The organism is Thermoanaerobacterium thermosulfurigenes, assembly GCF_051201035.1.
Classification (GTDB): Bacteria; Bacillota; Thermoanaerobacteria; order Thermoanaerobacterales; family Thermoanaerobacteraceae; genus Thermoanaerobacterium; species Thermoanaerobacterium thermosulfurigenes.
The window spans coordinates 69705-92937 of record NZ_JBPODR010000005.1 but is presented as its reverse complement, the minus strand read 5'-3'; the positions used below and the strand labels follow the sequence as shown (position 1 = coordinate 92937).

Below are 23233 nucleotides of genomic sequence, written 5' to 3'. Positions count from 1 at the left end.
TTATGTTGTGAATAATTTTTTGTTTTTACTCACTTAGAACCATTTTCAAACATAATTTCTATAAAATAAAACAGGTATTTCATTATTGGTAGAACCAACAATGTTGAAGCAATATTAAAGAACATATGGCTATTTGAAATTTGCAAAGACACATTGCCTGGAGTAATAAATTTCAAAAATTTATAGTAATAGTGTGTCAAAGGGAGAAAAACGATTGTTCCTATTAGATTAAAAAGCACGTTAAAAATAGCTATTTTCTTTCCTTCTTTGTTTGTGGCAATGCTTATCAATAAAGCTTCAGAGCACGTGCCTATATTAAGTCCATACACGATGTAGATGGCATTGTATACAGGCATTATTTTAACATTTGCAAGAACTTGAAGCATTGCGATGCAAAATGTGCTAGACTGCATGATAAGTGCCATGACGATTCCAGTTGCTATGCCATAAAATGGGTTTTCTGTCATAGTGACAAAATTTTTTATAGCAGAAAAATTTCTAAGTGGTGAAACGGCTATATCAATTATTTTTAGTCCCGCAAATATGATTCCGAAGCCCAAAAGTATATTGCCGATGAACTTAAATATTTTTTGCTTTTGAAATCTTAAAATGGAGCCTAAAAAAATCAAGTAAGGTACAGCACTGTAAAGGTCAAATGCGTAGAGTTGAACGGCAATCGTTGTTCCGATATTTGCTCCCATTATTATGCCTGCTGCACTGTACAAGTTTAGAAGTCCTGCATCAGCCATGCTAACTGCTACTATTGTAATCATGCTGCTGCTTTGCATCATTATGGCCAGAATGAATCCAATAAATATTGATAAATATATATTACCTGTGTATTTTTCAATAAGTGTCTTGACTTTGTGCTTTGAAATGATTTTTAACGATGAAGTTAAAAATAAAAGTCCAAGGAGAAAAATTGCGATACCTAAAGCTATGAAAAAGATCGTATTTACCATTTTGACCTCCAGCGTTTTTTTAATACATATTTATTTTGATTTTGAAATATTACTATTAAATATGACTTTGTATAAAATGATTTTTTTTCTGGATACTAATTAGTAGTAATAATCATAGAAGGTGATGATATGAAAGCTATAATCATGGCTGGTGGTGAGGGTAGCAGGTTAAGGCCGTTGACATGTGGAATTCCTAAGCCTATGGTACCTATGGCTGGAAAGCCAGCTATTTGGCATATTATAAACCATGTTCAAAAGTATGGCATAAATGATGTGGGTGTAACCCTTTTTTATTTGCCTCACAAGATAAAAGATTATTTGTATGAGCAATACGGTGACGTGATAAAGTATTACGTGGAAGATAAACCACTTGGGACAGCAGGCAGCGTAAAGAATGCTGCTGATTTTCTTGATGATACATTTGTGGTAATAAGCGGCGATGTGATAACAGATATAGATCTGAAAAAGGCTTATGAATTTCACAAAAACAAAGGTTCGAAAGTGACATTGGTGCTTACAAAAGTAGATATTCCATTGGAATATGGCGTTGTGATAACAGATGATGATGGAAAAATCGTGAAGTTTTTAGAAAAACCATCATGGGGAGAGGTATTTAGCGATACTGTAAATACAGGTATTTACATCATAGAGCCTGAGATTCTAAATTTCATACCTGATAACAGGCAATTTGACTTTAGCAAGGATTTATTTCCAATGCTGCTTGAAAAAAATGTTCCTGTGTATGGATACATCAGCAACGATTACTGGTGTGACATAGGGAATGGAGTTCAATACCTTAAAAGCCACCTTGATCTCCTAAGTGGGAATATCGATCTTGGATTTAAAGAGAAAATAAGCAAAGATGGAATGATTTTTGGTAAAAATGTTTTTATATCTCAGAGTGCCAAGCTTGTTCCGCCATTAATAATAGGCGACAGTGCTATTATAGATGATGGTGCAGTGATAGGACCGAATGTAATAATTGGAAGTGGAAGCTATGTAGGACCTATGTCAACATTAAAGAATAGCGTACTTTGGGACAATGTAAAAATTGGAAGAAATAACGAAATCAGAGGAACTGTATTTTGCAGCGGAGCAATTACCGAAAATAACGTCAGGACTTTTGATAATTCAATAATAGGTGAAAAATCTAAGCTTCAATCGTTTTGTGAGATTAAACCAAATACGAAAATATGGCCTAATAGAATCATATCAACAGGGAATATAGTAGAAAGAGATGTTGTGTGGGGAAATAATGATGAAGCGTCATTGTTTGGAGATAGAGGGATAAAGGGGAATTTGCATGATAATCTTACACCTGACAATTTGGTAAGATTAGGTGAAGTAATAGGCAGCGTATTTGATGGAGAGATACTTGTGGGATGTGTGGATGATTCTTACGCAAGATTAGCTTTAAATCTTTTAAAAGATGGGATAATTTCAGTGGGAAGAAAGGTGTACAATGCTCATTCTACCATACTGCCTGCTATGAGGTATTCTATCAAAAAAAATGGATATAAAGCAGGCGTATTTGTAAAAAAAATAGATAAAAAAACGGTAAATATTATTTTAATAGATGAGAATGGGTGTGACGTGGACAGAAATGTAGAGAAAAAGATATTGAATAAATACAAGATCAACGATTATAGTATAGCCAATGTTATAAATGACGAAGTTATAGTAGATGTAAATAAGGAGTACGCTGAAAGTTTATCTTTAAATGGCGATTCATTTGAAAAATTAAATGTAAATTTTATTGGTCAGACCACAAGAAGTTTATTAAGCTTGTTAAATCAAAGTCGCGGTTATGAAAAAGCTGTGGCAAGTTACGATATGGGTATTAAGATTTCAGATGATGGAGAAAATGTTGAAATTTATGATGATGAAGGACATTTGCTTGATGAAGATGAATTGGATTATTTGAGGATACTTGTCGGCAAGGAAAATGGGAAAAGTAAGTTTATAATACCATTCAATAGTTCTCAATTTTTAAGTGAAATGTCGAAAGAGCTTGGCATCGAGACGAGGTTTAGTAAAATCTCTCAGAGCGAGAAGATGAAAAAAATGTTTGAGATTGAAAGTAATAATGGTGATGAGAATTCTCAGTTTAGCCTTAGTTTCGACGGTATAAATTTTACATTGAGATTAGTTGAATATTTAAGCAAAAACAAGCTTAAATTGTCTGATTTAAAGAAGTCTATACCACAGAGGGTTAAATTGAACAAAGTGATAAACTGTAATTGGAAGGACAAGGGTTTGATAATAAGAAAGTTTTACGAAAAAAAGGATGAAAAATCGATGTTTTTAGATGGGATAAGGTTTAATTATGGCGATGCTTGGGTTTTGTTAGTTCCAGATTCAGAGCTGCCTGCATGCAGAATATATTCAGAGGCTCCCACAAAGGAAAAAGCAGAGGCACTTTTAAACAAGTATGTTGAATATGTGAATGAAATAATAAAGTCTAAAGACAGTTAATAAAAAATTAATGTCTAAAACATTGCAGATGAACCTAAAAATTGATATAGTTAATATTGTGGAATGATCTGCAATGTTTTTATTTTTGCTTAGAATGGTGATAATATGTCAAACAAATACATATCTGCTTCTGAGATAAATCAATACTTGTATTGCCCATATCAATGGTACTATGAAAAAAAGTACGGACATAAATATATAAATGAATTGAGAGAAAAAAACGGCATAAGGTATGAAGATAGCAACTTTAAAAAAGGCATTGAGTATCATGAGAAATACTATAGAGATATTGTAAGGTTAAAATACAAGAAAATAGCTATAGCCATATTGATTCTCTTGGCTTTTGTAGCTATTGTAATAGGGTTTTTGAAATGATAGTGTTAAATTTCGTCTTTACACTTTTAATACTTTACGTCATCTTGAAGGAGATTGCAGAAAAAAGACCTCCTTATAAGGAGATGAAAAGGACAATCGGTTTCAAAAGAGGAAAGCTTATATACATAGATAAGCAGGAAGAGGTAAAAAAGGACGGCGTTATGTACAGCAAGCTTTTAAAATCTTCAAAATATGGCATAAGTGGAAAGCCAGATTATATTTACGATGTTGGGAATGAATTGATACCGTTGGAGCTAAAAAGTTCAAAAGCCGAAGGACATTCCCCATTTTTGAAAGATGTCATGCAATTGACTGCTTATTTTTTGATAATAGAAGAAGAATTTGGTAAAAAAGTAAGACGGGGTAGAATCGTCTATCAAAATACGATGTTTGAAGTATATAATACGAAAGGTCTTAGAAGAGAACTTATTAAAATTATAAAAGAGATGAGACTCTTAGAAGAAGAAAAGTTTTTCCCTGATGTGGAAGGGGATTTTATAAAGTGCAGATTTTGCCCATGTAGAGACACTGTGTGCGAGATATATAAAGGAAGCAAAGTAAAAATCTGATAAGAATACAAAACATCTGAATGCAAAAAATACATAAGAAGATATTTTTGAAATGAGGATGATAAAATGTTAAAAAAGTTAGGCGTTTTATTTTTTGTCATAGTGATGGTTTTATCGACAGCATCTTGCAGCTTTCTGAAAACCAAGAATCCAACAAATGTGGAAAAGAAGTCTGTTCAAAAGCCAAGTGTGAATGTGAAGACAAATAGCAGTGTGGCAAGCAATAACGGGAAAGATAATTCAGCTAAAAATACTTCTAACGATGTTAGTGATACTAAGATTACGGAGAACAACACCGTGAATAGCAATGTGTACAGTAATTCTTTGATAAATACACAAGGCCTTGATAATACATTGTACGGATGGGGTATGAGGGTGTTACCTGATCACAAGACGCCTGAGATTACATCCAAAGCTATGAGCCTTATAAAAAAATACGATGGAATATTTACAGGCGACACAACAAAAAAATACGTGTACTTGACATTCGATGAAGGATATGAAAACGGATATACACCTAAAATCTTAGACATACTAAAGGTAAATGATGTAAAAGCGGCTTTTTTTGTGACGGGTCCGTATATTAAAGAGCATGGTGATCTTGTTAAGAGAATGGTGTCTGAAGGACATATAGTAGGCAACCATACAGTAAATCACCCCAGTCTTCCTAAGCTTTTAGATGAAAAAGTTAAAACCGAGATAACTGGTCTTGCTGAAATGTTTAAAGAGCTTACAGGAAAAGATATGCATTATTTGAGGCCACCTATGGGTGAGTACAGCGAAAGGACATTGTATATAGCAAAGTCTTTGGGATATAAGACGGTGTTTTGGAGTCTTGCTCTTGCTGATTGGCAGCCACTGCCAGGAGGTCCTGATGAAAGCTACAATACCGTTATGGCCAGAATTCATCCAGGAGCAGTAATACTGCTTCATGCTGTCTCAAAAGATGATACGATGGCTCTTGATAGGATATTAAAAGATATAAAAGCGCAGGGATATGTATTTAAGACTTTAGATGATATAAGCCAATAAAGCGAGGGGATAATTTTGAATCATATATTAGAGAGGAAGAATTTTTACATGATGGCTGTTGCGTTTGTTTTAAGCTTTGGCGCTATAGCCATCATAATGAAATTTTCAGGGTATCAAGGATTAAAAGATGTTATGAATATAAATCCTATATACATTGGCATCATGCTGCTTTTTATTTTTTTAAGCTTGATGGTTGATACTTATAGGATAAGGGATTTACTTTTGGCGTTAGGAGAAGATCTAAGCGTTGGATATCTATTTAAGTTCAATTTGGCTACTTTTTTCTTCAGTTATATAACTCCATTTGGTTCAGGTGCACTTCCAATAACTATTTACCTTTTAAACAAAAAAAAGATACCACCAAATAAAAGTCTTATGATTTTTACAGCCAAGATTTTGTTTTCAGGTATTTTTTTCGGCACGATACCTCCTATTTTACTGATATTTTTTAGAAAGCAGTTGGAGCTTACGCATGCTTTATCTATATTTGCCATATTGGTTTCATTTATACTACTGATTTTATTGATAGCTCTCATCTATATAATATTGAGGCCAGCTTTTTTAATCTCTGTAGTAAATTTGATTGCTGGCATAAGTTTTTTCTCAGGTGAAAGGTATAAAAAGTTTTTTGAAAATACAAAAACTGAAATTATTGAATACAATCACAGATTTAATGAACTTTTCATGGTAAGTTCGGGAGGAAAGCTCTTAATATCACAGCTTTTGTACGCTATGCTTTTTTGGACTTTGTTTTACAGCATTGCACCAATTTTGATGATAGCAATGAACATAAAATTCAATATTTTAGCTGTCATATCAAGGCAAATTATATTTTACGATATTCTTGCTTATAATGTGATACCAAGTGGGGCAGGATTTGTTGAAGTTGGCTTTGCCAGTATATTTTCAAATATAGTTCCACATCATCTATTAGGTGTGTTTATAGGTATATGGAGATTTTTCACATACTACGTTTATTTGATTGCATCAGGAATAGGATTTTTCTTAATGATGAGAAAAGATACAGACAAGCCGTTAGGCGCTGAATGATTATTTTACCACATTGCGCCTTAAAAATCTTTTTATTGACTTTATTCGAAAAAACGAATATAATTAGTTGGGAAGGGTGATAACATGGTAACAATTGATTTGTACGACAAGACGGCTGAGTACTTTAAAGCACTGTCGCATCCGACAAGAATCAAGATTATTGAGCTTCTAAGTAGAAATGAGATGTGCGTTTGTGAAATGATGGCTGTTTTGAATCTTGACCAATCTCATATTTCAAGACATCTTATGGTGTTAAGAGCAAATGGGATAGTAAAAGATTCAAGGGAAGGGACGAAGATTTATTATACTCTTAAAAATAAGGACATGGTTAAAATTATAGATTCAGTTAAGAAAATAGTTGGTGAGTAGGTAGTTGCTTATCCGATATATTCGAATAACCGAATAAAAAAATAAAATTTCAATAAATATATTGACATATGACAAAAACCAAGATATACTATTATTGATTTAGCAAAATATTATAGGAGGTCTGAGATGAAAGAAAAAATTAGTTTAAATGATGTTGTAAGGCACTTTTCCCCTGCTTGGTATGCATCAGTCATGGGGACAGGAGGCTTAGCAAATGTTTTGTATATGCTAAGCGGTAAAATGGCGTTTTTAAAGCCGCTCTCTGTAATAATCTTTTGGTTAAATGTTATTCTGTTTTTATTGTTGATAGGGCCATGGACAGCGAGATGGTTTTTGCACTTTGATAAGTTAAAAGATGATTTAAGACATCCAGTGATGTCAAACTTTTTCGTCACGATGCCTGTTGGAGGACTTATCTTAGGTACTAATTTCTTTATCATAGGAAAAGATTTCTTTAATATGAGCTTTGTAGTGCTTCTTGGAACTATACTATGGGCTTATGGTGTGTTATTAGCTCTAATTTTTGGCGTATTTGTAACATACAATATGATGTTAATGGATGAAGTAAGCCCAGAACTAACTAATAATTCATGGTATATAACACCTGTGGCAAGTATAGTAATACCGCTTCTTGGAAATCAGCTTGTGAAAGCTTATGCAAAGAAAAGTATTGGTGTAGCACAAATTGTAAATCTTACTGATATTGTGTTTTTTGGAATAGGTTTGTTTCTATTCATAATACTTAGCAGTATAATATTAAACAGGTTTATAAATCATAAAATGCCTCATGCTATGGCTACACCTACATTTTGGATAATTTTAGGCCCCATAGGCGTAGGAACGTTAAGCTTAATGGGAATCGCTGATGCGTCGAAATTAGTTGGCCTTATTACAACCACTGATTCTCTAAAAATGTTATCTCTTATTTTGTGGGGATTTGGAATATGGGCTTTTGTTCTCACAATTGCTATAACTGTCAAATATTTAAGAGAAGGTGGAATTCCTTTTTCACTATCATGGTGGGCCTTCATATTCCCGCTTTCAGCATATACGCTTTCTTCATTTAATGTATATATGTATGTGAAGCTTCAAATAGTGTACTGGTACACACTTTTATTAGCTGCATTATTGATTGTCTTATGGATAAGCACTTTTATAAAATCTTTGGTTGGGACATTTAATGGAAAGCTTTTGGTCCCTCAGGAACCTAAAAATAAAAAGTAAATAACTTGTGTAATGTAGCTATTTGCTACATTACACAGGCAACCTATAATATATTTTATAAATTTATGAAATATTTTTTTTAGAACAAATAGTTATTTTTTTGGCTATTTGATTCGAAAAACCGAATCAAGAAATAAAAGGAGGTGCGATGATGATTATAGCTTTTGCATCAAAAAATCATTTGGGACTTAACAGCGATATAGGAAGTGATATTGTAAATTCTGAATACATTACAGTTGCAGAGGTAGAAGATGGTAAGTTAAAGAAAGTAAAAAATGTAGAAAATATATTTTACAATGATCAAAAATTGAATGCAAAAGATTTTGTGGACTTTATTTCAAAGACAAATGCTGAGATTTTTGTTGTGATGAACATAAGTGAAGAAATAAAAGCAGAACTTTTAAAGAACAACATATCAGTAAAGCTTGTAACATTAGGGCGAATAGCAGATATATTAAAGTCATTTTAAAGATTGAAAAAAGATTGAAAGGGGGTGAAAGACATGGCTAAAAATTGGTATCCGATTATTGACCACGATAAATGCATACAGTGCTACCAGTGTGTTAATTTCTGCACACACGATGTTTATACAATAGGCGACGATGGTTTTCCGCTTGTAATAAATCCTGACAACTGTGTAGAATTCTGCAGAGGTTGCCAGAAGATATGCGATAACGATGCTATATCTTATTTTGGCGACAATAAATAAGCTTAATTTACAATCTCGTTTAAAGATTTTAAAAAATTATAAATTTAATTGGAGGGAATAATAAAATGAGCAAAAAGGGATTGCTTTTATGTGTATGCCAAGGCACATGTCCTTCATTTCAGGAGATGGACACATTCGAAGTCTTAAACACATTGAGAAGAGAAAATATATTCGAATGGGTAGGATTGCATCCACAGCTTTGCGCAGAGGATGGCGACAGGTATTTGCGTGAACTTTTGAAAGGTGCAGATATAGATGAGTTATACGTTGCTGCATGTGATCCAGTAATGCAGAGAAAAATGTACAGGGATGCTTTTGATGCAGTAGGATTCGACAGAGAAAAGCATATCGGTATAGAAATAAGAAATATGAATACAGAGCAAGTAATAAATGAGATTAAAAAGGCTGTTAAAGAAAAAGAACAAGGTTAAAATAAAAGAAATATAATATAACTGCTGCGATTGCTAAATAATCTTAATTATGTTAGTCGCAGCAGTTTAAAAATAAATCATAAATTGACATATGACAATAATCGGTATATAATATATTTGAAATTTCAAATATATATTTTGCTTCTATTATACCCTGCTATAGTATAGTATAAATTAATTGTCGAGAACAGAAAATGTTATTAAATAGGTATTATAGGTAACAATATATTAAAAAGAGTTCTATAAATGTGGAGGAAATATTATGAACAATATGGGTGATTCAAATGGTTATTCAAAATCGAAATGGATTTTGTATACCGTAATGATAGGCGCATTTATGTCTATGTTTGACAGCGGTGTTGTAAATGTGGGACTTCCTGTCATATCAAAAGAATTTAAAGTAGACATAAATACTGTTCAATGGATAGCCACCATTTATTTGCTTACTATGTCTGCACTTTTGCCGATACTCGGCACAATAGCTGATAATTATGGCAGAAGGAAGATATACAATATGGGATATTTTATAATATCAATCTTTACGCTACTGTGTGGTCTATCTGTAAATCTTACAATGCTTTTAGTGATGAGGACTTTACAGGCAGTAGGTGGTGCAATGGTAATGGCAAATGGAATGGCCATTGTGACAGAAAATTATCCACCTAATGAAAGAGGTAAAAATATAGGCTTGCTGGCTACTACTATGGCTATAGGAAGTATTGCAGGTCCTCCATTAGGAGGGTATGTAACTGGAATTTGGGGTTGGAGATCTGTATTTTATTTGACATTTATTGTATCTATTTTGGGATTTATAGCTTCGTACTATTCAGTTCCTTTAGATAGAAAACGTGCAAAAAAAGATTTTAAATTTGATCTTACTGGTTCTATATTTTTGGTGCTTTCAATAGTAACATTCATATTAGGATTTTCGGATATAAATAAGTATGGGATAAATAATCCTATTGTTTATGGTAGCTTAATCATTTTTGCAGTGTCATTTGTCATATTTATTATAGCTGAAACAAAAAAAGAACATCCTGTTGTAAATTTAAGCTTATTCAAGAATATCACTTTTACATCATCAGTTATAGCTTCATTATTATCGTTTATGACCATGTACTCACCAAATGTCTTGATGCCTTTCTATTATCAGAAAGTTGTTGGATTAAGTGTAGGGACATCAGGATTATATATGATGGCTTTTCCAGTGGCAATGGCTATAATATCTCCTTTTAGTGGTGCACTTTCTGATAGGATAGGAGCTGTAGCATTGACGTCATCTGGACTTGTCATAAATGGAATTGGTCTCATACTGCTTGCAAATGTTAAAATAAATACACCAATTTATTTAGTTTTAGTGTATGTAGGGCTTATGGGATTGTCTCTTGGAATGTTTCAGTCACCTAATAATAGCTGTATAATGGGCAGCGTTCCTAAGGATAAATTAGGAGCGGCAAATGGCATTACGCAACTTGTAAAAAATTTAGGCATGGTAATGGGCATGGCATTTTCTGTTGCATTGTTTACAGCATTTATGAAGCATTACACAGGAAACTATAGCACTAAATTTCTTCAAAGTGCTCATATAGTTTACTATATTGCTGCAGTATTGAGCTTTATAGGTGCTGCAATATCTGCAATTAGAAATAAAACAAATTAATAAAAGAAAGGTGATTAAAGTGAAGGAACTAAAGTATGATGTTGTTGTGGTAGGCGGAGGGCCTGGTGGAACACCGGGAGCCAATATGCTTTCCAAAAATGGCCTTAAAGTTGCCCTTGTTGAAAAAGGTGTTGGCTTAGGTGGAACGTGTCTTTTTGAGGGTTGCATTCCATCAAAAATATATATTGAGACGGCTACAAGATATGCAGATATAAAAAAGTTTAAAAATTTTGGCGGAATACTTAATTACAATGATATTGATGTCGATTTTTTAGCCATAAAGGAAAGAAAAGATAAAATATTAAATGCACGTGTTACAAGAGCTGAAAAAGCTTCTAAAATGAATAAATTGGACATTTATTATGGAATGGCTACTATAGCAGACAAAAATGTTGTAGAAGTTGAAACAAAAGAGGAGAAGATAAGGCTTGTATTTGATAAGCTTATTATTGCTACAGGTTCTGAGACAGTAAAACCACCTATACCGGGAATTGAGTTGCCAGGTATAATGTTTAGTGAAGATGTATTTGAACTAAAAACAAAACCTAAATCTATGGTTGTAGTAGGTGGTGGATATATTGGTGTTGAAATAGCATCTATGCTTGCTAGAATGGATACAAAGGTCACTATCATTGAGGCACTTCCAAGGATATTGACTACTGAAGATGTTGCAGTAAGTGAAGCAGTAGAAGAAGGCTTAAAAGAATACAATATAGATATTTACACAGATGCTAAAGTAGCATCAATTTCTAAAGAAAATGACTTATTTAAGGTCAACTATGTAAAAGGTGGTATCGAAAATGCGGTATCAGCTGAAAAAGTATTGGTAGCAGTTGGAAGAAGACCTCGTACTGAAAACTTAAATATAGAATTATTGGGAATAAAATTAGGAAATCATAAAGAGATACCAGTAAATGATTTTATGCAAACAGAAAACCCAAATGTGTATGCAACTGGCGATGTAAATGGCAAAATTATGCTTGCACATGCGGCTACAAGAGAATCAATTATTGCAGCGAAATCAATATTGGGGAGCAATGTTCCGATGACTTACAATGCAATACCACATGCGATTTTCTGTGAACCTGAGGCGGCAAGTGTTGGCATTGACTCATCAAAAGCAACTGATTTAGGTTACAAAGTTATCAAATTCTCTTATTCAGAGGATGCAAGAGCATTGATTGTAGGTGATGATAAGGGATTTGTTCAGATGATTGTCGACCCTGCGACTCATAAGCTTTATGGTATGCAGATAGTAGGAAAAGAAGCTGGTGAGCTTATAATGGAAGCAACATATATAATTAGGACGAATGGTAGGCTTGAGGATATTACTGCAAGCATCCATACACATCCTACATTAAGCGAAATAATAACTGAAGCGGCAGAGAAAGCATTAAATCTTTTATAAAACTTTATTATGCTACGTATGCAAGTTTATTGCTTGCATACGTATGTCCAATAATATATAGGATTTAACATGATTATCGGGAGAGCAAAGAGATGAAGATTGGTATTCCAAAGGCGCTTTTATATTATTATTATTTTCCGTTTTGGGATGTTCTATTTAAAGAATTGGGAATAGAAACGGTATTATCTGAAGACACATCGAAAGTCATATTGGATTTAGGCGTTAAGAAAGCAGTGCCAGAGATATGTGTTCCAATGAAAGTGTATACTGGACACATTATAAATCTTTTAGATAAAAATGTTGATTATATATATATTCCTAGATTCGTAAGTTTAAGCAAAGGTACATTCATGTGTCCAAAATTCATGGGATTGCCAGACATGATTAAGGGATTGTTTGATGACATTGATGACAAGATATTGACGAATAGCATAATTTCTAAAGACGATGATATTTCTGATTTTAAGATTTACAAAGATTTCATAGTGAGGTTAGGCGTAAGTAAATATGATTTAAAAAAAGCATTAAAAAGAGCAAGAGAAGAATGGCTCTCTTTTAGAAAGTTAAATAAAAAAGGTTTTGATATAAATGAACTTTTGGATGAAGATACACCTCAAAAATATGATGGCGATATTACAATAGGTTTATTGGGATATGTATACAATGTTTACGACAGATTTATGAATATGGATCTTATAAATACATTGAGAAAGATGAATGTAAAAATCATTACATTTGATATGTTAGATGAAAAATTAATCAAAAAGTATCAAAGCCGTTTTAAAAAAGAGATGTTTTGGGAGTTTACTAATAAGATAATGGGAGCTGCTTATAATTTTATGGAAATGGATATTATTGATGGCATAATACAAATATCAGCCTTTGGATGTGGTCCTGATTCCATTCTTGAACCGTTTCTTTCTATAGATTCAGAAAATGCAAAGAAACCGTACATGATATTGCGAATAGATGAGCAAACGGGAGAAAGTCATATATTGACACGTATAGAAGCGTTTATTGATCTTGTTAGAATAAAAAAGCAAAAATTGAAAAGAGTTAAAGTTGAAAACACTTCGGAAGGCGTGATTTAATTGAAAGTTACTTTTCCATATATGGGTTCACCACTTATTTATGAAAAGTTATTTGAATTGTTAGGGCATGATGTTATAACTCCGCCAAAGCCATCTCTCAAGACAATAAATTATGGTGTTAAATATAGCCCTGAATTTGCATGTTTTCCTTTGAAAGTCATATTGGGAACATATTTAGAAGCTATTGAGTTAGGAGCAGATACGATAATAACATCTGGGGGTAATGGACCTTGTAGAGCTGGTTACTATGGAGAAGCACAGAAGAAAATTTTAGAGAATATGGGGTATGAAGTGGATTTTATAATATTGGATGAACCAAAAAGAGATTTTAAAGGCTTCTTACAGAAAATATCAAGGATTAAAGGAGAAAATACGTGGACAGACGTATTAAGAATAGTAAACACTGTATATAAAATGGCAAAATCTATGGATAAAATAGAAAAAATAATAGAAGAAAAAAGAGCTTATGAATGCAACAAAGGCGAATTTACAAAAGCTTGGAATGAAATATTATCGTTGTATAGAAGAATTAGAATGCCTGATGATATATTATTTGTAGAAAAAGAGGCATATAGACGCATTAATAATATTGAGATATGCAATGTTCCTGAGAGCGAAAAAATAAAAATAGGTATAGTTGGTGAAATATATGTTGTTATGGAGCCATCTATAAATAACAATATAGAAGAAGTTTTGAATGGATATGGAGTAGAAGTGGAAAGAGCTCATTATATATCAGAATGGATAGACAATAATTTACTGCCTTTTAAGATCAATAAAAAAGAACATGATATTTTGAAAAAAGCAGAAAAATATATAGAGATAATAATAGGTGGTCATGCAAAACAGTCGATCGGTGCAATTTTGGATTTTAAAGATAGGGGATTTGATGGTGTCATACACTTAAAGCCCTTTGGATGTTTACCGGAATTAATTTCTCAGAGTATAATAGATAAAATATCTAAGCAATATGATTTTCCAATTATATCTCTTTCCATTGATGAACAGTCAGCTACTGCAAATTTATTAACAAGGATTGAAGCATTTATTGACGTGGTAAAAAATAAAAAATTAATGGTAAAGAAGGTGAAGTAGTATGAAGAATATATACATTGGTGTTGATGTTGGTTCTGTTAGCGTAAATGTCGTAGCAATTGACGAGGAAGACGATTTGTTATTTAAGTCATATACAAGGAATATAGGACAACCAGTAGATATAGTAAAAAGTGAAATTAAAAAGCTTTATCAAGCAATTGGTGATAGCAATATAAATGGGATTGGAATAACTGGCAGTGGAAGGCAACTTTTAGGATATATTTTAGGAGCAGATGTAGTAAAAAATGAGATTACAGCACATGCTACAGCAACATTGTATTATTATCCAGATGTAAAAACGATATTTGAGATAGGAGGACAGGATTCTAAGTTAATAATTATTAACGATGGTATCATATCAGACTTTGCAATGAATACAGTCTGTGCGGCCGGAACCGGATCGTTTCTTGATCATCAGGCAGAGAGGCTTGGAATAAAAATAGAGGATTTTGGAGAAATTGCACTGACTGCTGAAAGAGATGTTAGAATAGCAGGCAGATGTACTGTTTTTGCAGAATCAGATATGATATCAAAACAGCAGTACGGATTTAGCAAAGCTGAAATATTAAAGGGTCTTTCTAAGGCTTTAGTCAGAAATTACATGAATAACCTTGTAAGAGGAAAGAAATTAAAACCTCTTTATGTCTTTCAAGGAGGTGTTGCAGCAAACGTAGCAATTAAAAAGGCATTTGAAGAAGAAATTGGAGAAGAAGTTATTGTACCTAAGCATTTTGATGTAATGGGTGCGATTGGAATTGCAATGATAGCAAAAAATCATATAAAGACAACAAATAAGCCGACAAAGTTTAAAGGTTTTGAAATTTCTGAAGAGAAATTTGTAACAACTAGTTTTATTTGCAATGGTTGCCCAAATGAATGTGAAGTTATTAAAATACAGGCAAATGGCAAGACGATTGCAATGACAGGCGATAAGTGTGGTAAATGGTCTAATTCTATAGTTTAAAAAATTGGGAGGTTATTAAAATGGCTCATCATCATGAACATGAAGTCAAAACTAAGAAAAGCTTAATAACAACGATGTTTTTAAATTTTTCAATAACAGCAGCAGAAATTATTGGAGGGCTATTCTCAGGAAGTTTGTCCCTTATATCAGATGCGCTTCACAATTTTAGCGATGCTATATCTATCATAATTAGTTATTTTGCTATGTTGATATCACAGAAGGAAAATAATGAAAGGATGACGTTTGGATATAAGAGAGCAGAAATTCTTGCAGCTCTTTTTAATTCAGTCGTTTTGGTTGTAATATCGGTATTTTTGTTTAAAGAGGCTTATATAAAATTTTTCAATCCAGAGCCTATCAATGGAGCTATAATGATTGTAGTTGCTCTAATAGGTCTTTTGGCAAATGCATCGTCGGTACTTCTGCTTAAAGAAAATGCAGAAGAAAATCTCAACATTCGTTCTGCCTACGTACATCTTCTGTCAGATGCCTTGTCTTCTGTAGGAGTAGTTATTGGAGGAATATGTATATATTTTTTTAAAATTTATTGGATAGATCCGCTATTGACGGTTTTAATTGGTATATATATAATTAAAGAAAGCTTTGAAATAATCAACGAATCTGTGAGCATACTTATGCAAGGAACACCTGAAAACATAGATTTAGAAATTGTAAAAAGAGAAATTGAGAAATTACCAAATGTAAAAAATATTCACCATGTTCATGTTTGGCAGACAAATGACGACGATGTACATTTTGAATGCCATGTAAATTTAAAAGATGATGTTAAAGTAAGTCAATCAAAAGAGGTGATGGAACAGATTGAAATTGTTTTAGATGAATTGTTTGACATACATCATGTTACATTGCAGATGGAGTACGAATGTTGTGAAGATGTTGGCTTGATAAAAAAGGTTGATGATACTATTAATTAACACATTTCTGTAATTTAAAATGGGAGAGGAATGTGATGCGAAATGATAGCCAGTGCTTTTTTGCTTTTAGGCATTATTTCTGGTTTTGTTTTATTTAGAAATTTGAAGGTGACTTATGGTAATCAGCCTCTTAAAAGGCATTATAAAATTTCTGTCATAATCCCTGCAAGAAATGAAGAGAAAAATCTCCCATATATACTTGAGTCTTTAAAAAATCAGACGTATATGCCTTATGAAGTAATTGTAGTTGATGATTTTTCCTCAGATAGGACTTTTGAGATCGCTGAAAGTTATGGCATTAAAGTTATAAGAAATACTGAAATGCCTGATGGTTGGACTGGGAAGACGTGGGCTTTGTGGAATGGATATAAAAATTCTACAGGTGACGTATTTGCATTCATCGATGCTGATGTTAGGCTATCTCCACGTGCTTTGGAGTCATTGGTGAAAGCGAGGGAGAAGGCAAATGGAGCTATATCTGTTGTGCCATATCATAGCCCTGAGAAATTTTATGAAAAGCTTTCATTGATACCATATATTTTGGGGATTTTTGCATTTACATCGCCATTTGAAAAATACAATCCACGAAAAGGAATGTATGGCTCTTGTATTGTTGTGTCTCGTGAAGATTATGAAAAGGTAAACGGACATTACAGCATAAAGGGAGAGCTTTTGGACGATTTAAATTTAGGAGAGAAATTTACGTCAAATGGTATAAATGTTCAGAATTTCATAGGATACGATCTAATTTCGTTTAGGATGTATCCATACGGCATAAAAAGTGAAGTAGAGGGGTTTGGAAAAGGAGCGATATTAAGCACATCCAGATTAGAAACTGCGACGATAATTCTTATAGCGTTATGGCTTATAGGATTATTGGCGGTAGAGTTTATTACTCCATTTCTTGCATTTTATAAAAGTGATTTGTTTGGTTTGTTTTTGGTGCTTTACATTATGTACACATTGCAGATAATTTATATAGACAACTGGACAGGGCGTTATGGCATCATAGTTCCTTTATTTCATATACTATCATCGCTATTTTTTATATACATCATGGTTTACTCATTGTACCAAGTTTTCTTTTTAGGATACGTCACATGGAAGGGGAGAAGGATTAAGGTTTAAAGGGGGGGATTACATTGATAATGCTTTTTGTCTTAATAGGATTTCTAAGTGGTTCAATGATGTTTTCATACTGGTTAGGCTTATTAGCTTTAAAAGATATACGTCATTACGGTGATGGAAATCCCGGTGCATTTAATCTCTGGCATGCAGTTGGATACAAATTTGGTATTTTAGGAGTTGTTCTTGACTTTTTAAAAGGCTATTTTCCTCTATTATTCATGATGTCAAAGGGATATATTAGCGGCATTGGAATAGTTCCTGTAGCTGTTGCTACGATATTAGGTCATGTTTTTTCTCCTTTTCTAAAATGGCGTGGTGGCAAGGGAATAGCTGTTACGTTTGGTGTATGGAGTGCTTTAACATCATTTAGAGTGTCTATTGCATACGCTGTTATATTGGCTATGTTGTATGTCATAGCCGTCATTTTAAACAAGGGAAAAGCTACATCATCTGAAGTAGATGGATTGATGGTTGTAGTTGGAATGTTGACTTTGGTATTATTTCTTTATTACAAATCATACCAAATGTATATTTATGATATATGGTTTGCTAACCTTCTCATCATTACATATACAAATAAGGAGAAGCTTTATAAGCTTTATAAAGATGTTTATGATAAACGTCATGAAAAAAACGCTGTTATGAGATAAGCCAGCAAGAAAACTTGCTGGCTTAAATAGAAAAAGGGTATTGTGGATATGCGTTAATTTAAGTTTATTTCATTGTTTTTAATTCTTTCAATAAGTTCTTTAACCTTTGATTCAATTATGTCTCTTGTCCTTCTAAACTCATCTATTGGTTTTCCATCGGGATCATCTAAGCCCCAGTCTTCTTTTAACTTGCAAGGTATATATGGGCATTCTACATTGCATCCCATAGTAATCAAGATGTCCACTTTTGGAGGTATCTCATCTAATAATTTTGGGCGATGACTGCTTATATCGATGCCTACTTCTTTCATAACTTCAACCGCTTTTGGATTTACCCTTTCAGCAAGTTTTGTACCAGCGCTGTATGCTTCAAATATATCAGAACCTAAATATTTCGCAAAACCTTCTGCCATTTGACTTCTGCATGAATTTGCCACACAGATAAATGCTACTTTTACTTTCATAAAAATTCTCCTCTCTTATTTTTCACTGTTTGATTCTTTGTTTTTATTCCAGTTGAGCCTTTTCCTAAAATACAAGGCTACATTAACTAACATTAGCATTACAGGAACTTCTATTAATGGGCCAATTACACTTGCAAAAGCCTCATTTGAATTAAGTCCAAAAACCGCAACTGCAACTGCTATTGCCAATTCAAAGTCATTGCTTGCCGCATTTAAACCAACAGTTGTACTTTCTGAATATCCGTATTTAAATTTGTATGATGTGAAAAATCCCATTAGAAACATTATAATAAAATATAGCGTCAGTGGAATTGCAACCATTAAAACTTGCAAAGGCAATGTTACTATATATTTTCCCTTTAGAGAGAACATAACTATAATTGTAAACAAAAGTGCTATAAGAGTAATAGGACTTATTTTAGGTATAAAATTTTTTTCATACCATGTGTTTCCTTTAGCTTTAACAAGTAACAATCTCGATAGAACCCCTGCAACAAATGGGATGCCGAGATATATAAGAACAGATGTAGCAATATCTTTTATAGATATATTTATATTAATTGCTTTGGTGCTAACACCAAAAATCGGAGGAAGTATTTTTATAAATACATAAGCAAATATGGAATAAGTGATTACCTGCCAGATAGCGTTAAAAGCCACCAAAAGAGCAACAAAATCTCTATCCCCATCTGCTAAATCATTCCAGACTAATACCATTGCAATGCATCTTGCAAGTCCTACCAGTATTACACCTATCATTAGATGTGGATAATTGTGAAGAAATATAATGGCAAGAAGAAACATCACTAAAGGTCCTATAAACCAGTTATATAAAATTGCAATTTTAAAAGGTTTTTTTGAAGTTTTGCTTTTTCCTATTTCCTCGTATTTAACTTTTGCAAGTGGTGGATACATCATTAAAATAAGCCCAATTGCAATTGGAATCGACGTTGCTCCTATGCTAAGCTTATTAAGCATATTTGCAAAATTAGGGAAAATATATCCTATCAAAATACCAATGATCATTGCTAATAAAATCCATACAGTTAAAAACTTGTCTAAAAAAGATAATCTTCTTTTGCTTTCTCTCAATGTCAATTTCCTCTCTTTATAAATTGTTCGCAAGATATATTGCTTTCTTTATGTTTTTTGTAATTTTCATTGTCTTCTAAAAATTTTGGATGATTTCTTAATGTGCTAATAAGGTAATCATACAATAATTTATTTTCTTTTATAAAATTATCATCAATTTTGTAATACGCCCACTGGGCTTTTTTTTCAAATGTTATGATCCCTTCGCTTTTTAGCTTATTTAGATGGCGGGAAACATTTGATTGAGTCATGTTTAAAATGGTTTCTATATCACATACACATAATGTTTCTTGTGATAAGAGGTTAAATATTCTCAATCTGTTTTCATCACATAATGCCTTAAAGACGCCAACAATATTCAATAGCTACCCTCCTTATGATTATATTTGATTATACTCATATTATAGCTTAACAAATTAAAACTGTCAAATTGATATTGATATTAAATACCATGTAAAAGCATAAAATTGATAATATATATCAACTTATTAATTCCGCATATGCTAAAATAAATGAAGATGTGTTGGCATACAATTTGCATTTATAAAATGATAGGAGGAATTGATGTGGATAATTTCATTGTTGAAAGGATTAAAAATTTTCCTATTATCGCAGCTATAAGAAATTTAGAAGATATAAAAGATGTTTACTCATCTAACTGTGAAGTAATATTTTTGTTGACAAGTAATATATTGATATTGAAAGATGCAATTGATGACATTAAATCACATGAGAAAACAGCATTCATTCATTTTGATTTAGTAGAAGGGCTTGGTAAAGATTATAAGGCGGTGGAGTATCTTAAGGAAGTAGTAAAACCAGATGGCATAATTTCTACGCGTACTAATATACTTACATATGCTAAGGAGTTGAATATTCCTTGTATTGAGCGCATTTTTCTACTGGATACGCAAGCGCTAAAAACAGGTTTAAATTCAATTAAGCAGATTGAACCAACTGCAATAGAGGTGATGCCAGGTGTTGCACATGATGTGACGAAAAAGCTTACTACGGAAGTGTATCAACCTATCATTGCAGGCGGTTTAGTTAAAACAAAAGAAGATGTGATAAATGCTCTTTCTTCTGGTGCAGTAGCAGTTTCTACAAGCGAAAAAAGTCTTTGGTTTATCGACTGACAAGGAGGTGGTGTTATTGAGAGTGTAGCTTCAGATTTTAGAAAAAATTTAAAAGTTTAAACGGAGGGGTTTTTATGGAAATATCATTGTTTGGCAAGATTTTGTCCGAGTTTTTTGGTACCATGATACTCATTCTCCTTGGTGACGGCGTTGTTGCAAACGTTGTACTAAATAAGACTAAAGGTCAAAACAGTGGATGGATAGTCATAACAGCAGGATGGGCTTTTGCAGTTGCTGTACCTGTGTATATTACGGGATGGATAGGTGGAGCTCATTTTAATCCAGCAGTGACAATATCAATGGCGGTTTTAGGTAAATTCCCTTGGTCGCAAGTTCCGGGCTATATTGTAGCTCAATTTTTAGGAGCATTTGTAGGAGCTTTGCTTGTATATGTGGCATATAGAGATCACTTCCATGCTACAGAAGACAAGAATTCAAAACTTGGTGTATTTTGCACAATTCCAGCCATCAGAAATCTGTTTTACAATTTCTTGACAGAGGTCATTGGAACTGCAATGCTATTAGTTGGAATACTGGGTATAACAAATGAACACAATCAAGTTGGGGCATTAGGTGCATTCTTAGTAGGTATTTTAATTTGGGTTATTGGTCTTACACTTGGTGGTCCAACAGGTTATGCTATAAACCCAGCGAGAGATTTAGGACCAAGGCTTGCACATGCTGTATTGCCGATACCAGGCAAGAGAGATTCTGATTGGGGATATGGTCTTATTGTTCCGTTATTTGGACCTATAGTAGGAGGTATTTTAGGAGCTTTGATATATCAGGCATTCATAAATATGTTGTAAAATTTATAAAGGATGAAATTATAAAATATAGGGGGAACATATCATGTCAAAGTATATAATGGCATTAGATCAAGGCACCACAAGCTCAAGGGCAATAATCTTTGATCACAGTGGAAACATAGTTGCATCACTAAACAAAGAGTTTACGCAGATTTACCCTAATCCAGGGTGGGTTGAACACGACCCTATGGAGATTTTAGATTCTCAGATAGAAGTAGCTAAGGCGGTGCTTGAGAAAACTGGGATTAAGGCAGAAGACATTGCAGCAATCGGCATAACAAATCAAAGAGAGACGACTGTGGTTTGGGATAAAAACACAGGCAAGCCAGTGTACAATGCGATAGTTTGGCAGTGTAGGAGGACTGCACCTATCTGCGATGAAATCAAAAATAGTGGGTTTGACAAAGAAATTCTAAAGAAGACTGGTCTTGTAGTTGATGCTTATTTTTCGGGTACGAAGATAAAATGGATACTTGACAATGTAGAAGGTGCAAGGGAGAAAGCAGAAAATGGAGATCTTTACTTTGGAAATATTGATAGCTGGTTAATTTGGAATTTGACTGGTGGAAAGGCACATGTGACAGACTATTCTAATGCTTCTCGTACGATGCTTTTTAACATATACGAATTGAAGTGGGATAAGGACATATTAGAATATCTTGACATTCCAGAATCGGTGCTTCCTGATGTTAAGCCGTCCAGTTATGTATACGGATACACGGACAAAAGCATATTTGGCGTTGAAATACCTATAGCAGGTTGCGCAGGTGACCAACAAGCAGCACTATTTGGTCAGACTTGTTATGACAAAGGAATGGCTAAGAATACTTATGGAACCGGATGCTTTATGCTTATGAATACAGGCGAAAGGGCTGTGCCATCCAAGAATGGTTTGCTTACCACGATAGCGTGGGGTATCGATGATAAAGTTGAATATGCTTTAGAAGGAAGCATATTCATAGCTGGTGCTGCTATACAGTGGCTAAGAGATGAGCTTAAGATAATTGACAATTCACCGCAAAGTGAAGAATACGCTCAAAGGGTCAGTGACACAAATGGAGTGTACGTTGTGCCGGCATTTGTGGGATTAGGTGCACCATACTGGGATATGTATGCAAGGGGCGCGATTTTGGGCTTGACAAGAGGTGTGAAAAGAGAGCACATTATAAGAGCAACGTTAGAATCTTTGGCGTATCAGACGAGAGACGTCTTAGAGGCTATGCAGGATGATTCTGGTATAAAGTTAAGTGCATTAAAGGTTGACGGTGGAGCATCTGCAAATAATTTCTTGATGCAGTTCCAGGCAGATATATTAGGTGTACCTGTAGATAGACCTACTGTCATAGAGACGACTGCATTAGGTGCATCATATCTTGCAGGTATTGCTACAGGATTCTGGAGTGGCAGAGAAGAAGTAGCTAAGAATTGGGGAGTTGACAGACATTTCGAGCCTAACATGAATGATGAAACAAGAGAAAAACTTTATGCGGGATGGAAAAAAGCCGTAGAAAGGTCTATGAATTGGGCTGATTAAGTGGTATAATTAAATTGATAAACAAAAGATACAATTGAATATTAGGATGGCGGAGAATAGGAGAGCCATAT

25 protein-coding genes are annotated in these 23233 nt (G+C 33.5%); 21 read left to right on the top strand and 4 right to left on the bottom strand.

What is annotated here, in order from left to right; genetic code table 11:
• Positions 1-29: 29 nt before the first annotated feature.
• Complete coding sequence (locus HNR52_RS02975; RefSeq protein ID WP_435619667.1) at positions 30-962, bottom strand: Na/Pi cotransporter family protein; 933 nt, start codon at positions 960-962, stop codon at positions 30-32.
• 129 nt (positions 963-1091) lie between these two features.
• On the opposite strand from HNR52_RS02975, the gene HNR52_RS02970 reads away from it, so the two are divergent.
• The 18 genes from HNR52_RS02970 (at position 1092) to HNR52_RS02885 (ending at position 18127) form a co-directional block, all read left to right on the top strand.
• Positions 1092-3437 carry a sugar phosphate nucleotidyltransferase gene (locus HNR52_RS02970; protein WP_435619666.1) on the top strand — a complete coding sequence of 782 codons (2346 nt, stop codon included), beginning with the start codon at positions 1092-1094 and terminating at the stop codon, positions 3435-3437.
• 105 nt (positions 3438-3542) lie between these two features.
• Complete coding sequence (locus tag HNR52_RS02965) at positions 3543-3812, top strand: hypothetical protein (protein ID WP_435619665.1); 270 nt, start codon at positions 3543-3545, stop codon at positions 3810-3812.
• Positions 3809-4381, top strand: coding sequence for a CRISPR-associated protein Cas4 (gene cas4, locus HNR52_RS02960; RefSeq protein WP_013787263.1), 573 nt, complete (start codon positions 3809-3811; stop codon positions 4379-4381). Before HNR52_RS02965 ends, cas4 begins: the two co-directional genes overlap by 4 nt.
• 66 nt (positions 4382-4447) lie before the next feature.
• Positions 4448-5413, top strand: a complete 966-nt coding sequence (gene pdaA / locus HNR52_RS02955) for a delta-lactam-biosynthetic de-N-acetylase (RefSeq protein ID WP_435619664.1) — start codon at positions 4448-4450, stop codon at positions 5411-5413.
• Positions 5414-5428: 15 nt separating this feature from the next.
• The gene (locus HNR52_RS02950) at positions 5429-6463 is read left to right on the top strand and encodes a lysylphosphatidylglycerol synthase transmembrane domain-containing protein (protein WP_013787265.1); all 1035 of its coding nucleotides are present in this window, start codon (positions 5429-5431) and stop codon (positions 6461-6463) included.
• An 84-nt stretch (positions 6464-6547) separates the two neighbouring features.
• Complete coding sequence (locus tag HNR52_RS02945) at positions 6548-6832, top strand: ArsR/SmtB family transcription factor (protein WP_013787266.1); 285 nt, start codon at positions 6548-6550, stop codon at positions 6830-6832.
• A 126-nt stretch (positions 6833-6958) separates the two neighbouring features.
• Positions 6959-8056, top strand: a complete 1098-nt coding sequence (locus tag HNR52_RS02940) for a TDT family transporter (protein WP_435619663.1) — start codon at positions 6959-6961, stop codon at positions 8054-8056.
• A 151-nt stretch (positions 8057-8207) separates the two neighbouring features.
• Positions 8208-8525 (top strand): NifB/NifX family molybdenum-iron cluster-binding protein, encoded by a 318-nt coding sequence (locus tag HNR52_RS02935; protein WP_013787268.1) that lies wholly within the window; start codon positions 8208-8210, stop codon positions 8523-8525.
• 33 nt (positions 8526-8558) lie between these two features.
• Positions 8559-8765 (top strand): 4Fe-4S dicluster domain-containing protein, encoded by a 207-nt coding sequence (locus HNR52_RS02930; protein ID WP_013787269.1) that lies wholly within the window; start codon positions 8559-8561, stop codon positions 8763-8765.
• 65 nt (positions 8766-8830) lie between these two features.
• A complete protein-coding gene (locus HNR52_RS02925) occupies positions 8831-9196 on the top strand; it encodes a hypothetical protein (protein WP_013787270.1) in 366 nt (121 codons plus the stop codon).
• Between the two features lie 262 nt (positions 9197-9458).
• Entirely contained in the window at positions 9459-10856 is a 1398-nt protein-coding gene (locus HNR52_RS02920; protein ID WP_435619662.1) for an MFS transporter, read from the top strand.
• 19 nt (positions 10857-10875) lie between these two features.
• On the top strand, positions 10876-12264 hold the full coding sequence (gene lpdA, locus HNR52_RS02915; protein WP_013787272.1) for a dihydrolipoyl dehydrogenase: 1389 nt from the start codon (positions 10876-10878) through the stop codon (positions 12262-12264).
• Positions 12265-12356: 92 nt separating this feature from the next.
• On the top strand, positions 12357-13355 hold the full coding sequence (locus tag HNR52_RS02910; protein ID WP_435619661.1) for an acyl-CoA dehydratase activase-related protein: 999 nt from the start codon (positions 12357-12359) through the stop codon (positions 13353-13355).
• Positions 13356-14450 carry a 2-hydroxyacyl-CoA dehydratase gene (locus HNR52_RS02905; protein ID WP_435619660.1) on the top strand — a complete coding sequence of 365 codons (1095 nt, stop codon included), beginning with the start codon at positions 13356-13358 and terminating at the stop codon, positions 14448-14450.
• 1 nt (position 14451) lies between these two features.
• Positions 14452-15414 (top strand): acyl-CoA dehydratase activase, encoded by a 963-nt coding sequence (locus HNR52_RS02900; RefSeq protein ID WP_013787275.1) that lies wholly within the window; start codon positions 14452-14454, stop codon positions 15412-15414.
• A 20-nt stretch (positions 15415-15434) separates the two neighbouring features.
• A complete protein-coding gene (locus HNR52_RS02895) occupies positions 15435-16349 on the top strand; it encodes a cation diffusion facilitator family transporter (protein ID WP_013787276.1) in 915 nt (304 codons plus the stop codon).
• 42 nt (positions 16350-16391) lie between these two features.
• Positions 16392-17477, top strand: coding sequence for a glycosyltransferase family 2 protein (locus HNR52_RS02890; RefSeq protein ID WP_013787277.1), 1086 nt, complete (start codon positions 16392-16394; stop codon positions 17475-17477).
• A gap of 20 nt (positions 17478-17497) precedes the next feature.
• The gene (locus HNR52_RS02885; protein ID WP_230197655.1) at positions 17498-18127 is read left to right on the top strand and encodes a glycerol-3-phosphate acyltransferase; all 630 of its coding nucleotides are present in this window, start codon (positions 17498-17500) and stop codon (positions 18125-18127) included.
• 53 nt (positions 18128-18180) lie between these two features.
• Here HNR52_RS02885 and HNR52_RS02880 read toward each other — a convergent pair whose 3' ends face one another.
• Genes HNR52_RS02880 through HNR52_RS02870 form a run of 3 tightly spaced genes read right to left on the bottom strand, consistent with a single transcriptional unit; the run spans position 18181 to position 20045 of the window.
• Positions 18181-18591, bottom strand: coding sequence for an arsenate reductase ArsC (locus HNR52_RS02880; protein ID WP_013787279.1), 411 nt, complete (start codon positions 18589-18591; stop codon positions 18181-18183).
• Between the two features lie 15 nt (positions 18592-18606).
• Positions 18607-19683 (bottom strand): ACR3 family arsenite efflux transporter, encoded by a 1077-nt coding sequence (gene arsB, locus HNR52_RS02875; RefSeq protein ID WP_435619659.1) that lies wholly within the window; start codon positions 19681-19683, stop codon positions 18607-18609.
• 2 nt (positions 19684-19685) lie between these two features.
• Positions 19686-20045 (bottom strand): ArsR/SmtB family transcription factor, encoded by a 360-nt coding sequence (locus HNR52_RS02870; protein ID WP_435619658.1) that lies wholly within the window; start codon positions 20043-20045, stop codon positions 19686-19688.
• 204 nt (positions 20046-20249) lie between these two features.
• On the opposite strand from HNR52_RS02870, the gene HNR52_RS02865 reads away from it, so the two are divergent.
• From HNR52_RS02865 to glpK, 3 genes are all read left to right on the top strand, one after another.
• Entirely contained in the window at positions 20250-20819 is a 570-nt protein-coding gene (locus tag HNR52_RS02865) for a glycerol-3-phosphate responsive antiterminator (RefSeq protein WP_013787282.1), read from the top strand.
• Positions 20820-20893: 74 nt separating this feature from the next.
• Positions 20894-21628: an MIP/aquaporin family protein gene (locus HNR52_RS02860; protein WP_435619657.1), complete on the top strand. Its 735-nt coding sequence runs from the start codon at positions 20894-20896 to the stop codon at positions 21626-21628.
• Positions 21629-21671: 43 nt separating this feature from the next.
• The gene (gene glpK / locus HNR52_RS02855) at positions 21672-23162 is read left to right on the top strand and encodes a glycerol kinase GlpK (protein WP_435619656.1); all 1491 of its coding nucleotides are present in this window, start codon (positions 21672-21674) and stop codon (positions 23160-23162) included.
• The last annotated feature ends 71 nt before the right edge of the window (positions 23163-23233 follow it).